This is a genomic window from Plasticicumulans sp., assembly GCF_035331805.1.
Lineage (GTDB): Bacteria > Pseudomonadota > Gammaproteobacteria > Competibacterales > Competibacteraceae > Plasticicumulans.
The window spans coordinates 1-2,610 of record NZ_DAOLKE010000436.1; the positions used below are offsets into that span (position 1 = coordinate 1).

Genomic DNA, 2,610 nt, shown 5'->3' on the forward strand with positions numbered 1-2,610 from the left:
GCAGGCGTCCGGCCGGATCCGCACCGGCCTGCCAGGCGGCCGATCGCAGCAGGGCTGCGATCGCCGGACCGCCGAGTACGGTCGCCGGCGGATCGGGGATGCCGGCTGCGGCCCAGCTTGCCGCGCGCTCGCCGGCGGTCGCCGCCGGCAGGGTTTCCTCGAACACCCGGGTGCCGGCGACCGCTCCGGCCTCGCCGAGCAGCACGATCAGCGCTCCGTCGTAGCCCGGATGCCGGGGGGGTTCGTAGCGTTCGCCGGGCGCCAGCCGCGGTCGCAGCACCGGCAGCCAGCCGCAGCAGTGGCAGGCCGCCGCCAGCGCGGCATCTGCGGCCCATCGTTCGGACGTGATCGCGCAGGCCTGCAGCCCGAGCCGGGCGGCCAGCGCGGCGGCGCAGCGTCCGCGGCCGCTGTACGGCATGCCGCGCAGCACCAGCACGTCGAAATCTCCGTCCGCGAGCGCGCGGGCGAGCGGATCGAGCCGGGCGCGGGTCGCGGCCGGCAGTTCGGCATCGGCCGGCGTCAGCCACTGCGTATCCGGCCAGACCGTGTCGTCCCCGCCGAGCGTGGCCCACAGCCGCGCATCGAGCCGCAGGCTGCGCATCGGCAGCGGACCGTCGCCGTCGATCGCGAGCAGTCCGGCGCGCACCGCGGTGCAGCCGGCGAGCGTGAGCGGCGTCAGGCGTTTCTGCTGCGGAAACAGGGTTTCGGTCAGCGCGCAGGCCAGATGCAGCGCCGGCCGCGCCGTGCGCTCCGGCGCCTGCAGTTCGGCGATCGCCAGCACGACGCGGAAATCGGCCTCGATCTCGCCGGCGAGCGCGATCAGGAACAGCTCGGCCGGGCGCAAGCGATACGCGCGCGCCAGCCGCGCCAGCGCGTCTGCTGCGGTGGCGACGGCCTCGGGCACGGCGGTGCAGAGCTGCGGCCAGTCCCCGGGGCTCGCGTCGAGCAGCGTGACCGGCGCGGGCAGCGCGTCGTAGCACTGCGCGGCGAAGTACGTGAGTCCGGTGCGCACCCAGGCCGACAGCCGCGCCGACGATTCCCCGGGCAGCCCGGACACGGCCGGCGCGTTCACGGCCAGCGTTCCACGTAGCGGATCGCGACCACGCGCCCGAGCCAGGGCAGCCAGCCCGGATCGAGATCGAGGCCGGCACGGCGCACCGCGAGCTGCACGCCGGCGAGCGGCCGTTCGAAGTCGAGGTGCGTGGAATCGGCGCGCAGCCGGCCCGGTCCGGCGATCAGCGCCGGCGACCAGAGCTGCGGCCCGCACAGCGCCGCGGCCAGCGCCACCAGCGCCGGATCGCCGGGCTGCGGCTGCCAGGCTTCGTCGCGCCCGACGTGCAACTGCCAGCGCCGTTCGAGCCAGCGCCCGACGCCATCGTCGGGTGCCAGCCCGAGCGCACGACCGAGCACGAGCCACGCATGCCAGCCGCCACCGCGCGCATCGAGACCGTGCAGCCCGCCGAGCAGGGTCTGCACGCGCCGGTGATTCAGCACGTTCAGCAGATACGGCAGGCCGCCGCTGCCGGTATCGATCCAGTCGTCGACGCCGGTGTCGGCGTGCACAGAGCAGGACAGGGCAGCGGTCGATGCCGGCGGCTCGCGCAGCGCTCCGCTGCGGCCTGCGTCATGGCTGGCGGCGATGCCGGGCGACGGGTCCGGCAGGCAGGTGCGGGAGGTCCGATCCGCAGGCTCAGGCATGGGAGCCGGTGCAGGGCAGGTTTCCGGCACGGCGATGGAGGGGCGTTCGCGGGAGACCGGTGCGAGGCGCGAGTCCGGCGTCGTGACGAAAACGTCCTTCGCTACGGCAGTCGTCCGCGAATCCGACGCTTCTTGCCCGTCCGTGGATGCCGGATGGATCGCTGCTGCTTTGGCCGGCTCGGTGTGAGCAGCCGAGGCAGTAACCGCAACCGCGACCGGATGGGGGAGGGCCGGCGAATGTGTCTGCTCCGGCAGCAGGGATCGGTGTGGCGCTGGTCTTTCCGGATCGACGATCCCGCACAGCCGCTGCGCCAGCTGCCGGCACGCCGTCGCATCGGCAGCGAGCGCCGGGCGCCAGTCGAGCAGCAGCAGATACAGCGCCAGACGCACGCGCGCATCGCTGGCCGGCAGGCCGCGGCAGGCCGGCTGCCAGCGCGAAAGCAGCGCCGGCGGCGGCACGGGTGGCGGTGACGCAGAAGCGGGGTCGTCGTCGCGCCCTGCCGCAGGCTCGGCGGGGGGCGGCAGGCCGCTGGCGGCGGCGAGGGTCTGCACGAGCCTCTGTACCTCGTGCGGCGGCAGCGCGCGCCACAGCCGGGCCAGATCGCCGCTGCGCGCCAGTTCGGCGCTGATGGCGGCGAGCCGCAGCGGCTGTTCGCGCCAGAGTTCGGGGATTGCGCTCGTCACCGGCAGCGCGAACAGCCGTCGCCAGCGTGCCCAGTACCAGCAGCGCGCGGCGCGGCCGGCGGCGAGATCGCGCGAAAGCTGGGCGTACAGCGCCGCCGGACCGGCGAAGCGCACGGCGCCGGCATCGGCAGCCGAAGGTGCATCGCCCGCTACGGCGGCACGCAGCTCGGCCGCCAGCCGCACGCCCGCCGCGGCGGCGAGCGTACCGGCCGCGGCCCCGCGCACGAC

Annotated in this window: 1 protein-coding gene and 1 pseudogene; both read right to left on the reverse strand. The window is 75.4% G+C overall.

Features of this window, described 5'->3' with window-relative positions; genetic code table 11:
• Positions 1 to 1,072, reverse strand: a pseudogene (locus tag PKE44_RS18045) (ATP-binding protein); the annotation flags it as partial.
• Positions 1,069 to 2,610 (reverse strand): hypothetical protein (locus PKE44_RS18050; protein WP_324554017.1); only part of this gene is annotated, 1,542 nt, incomplete at its 5' end. The pseudogene PKE44_RS18045 and the gene PKE44_RS18050, both read right to left, overlap by 4 nt.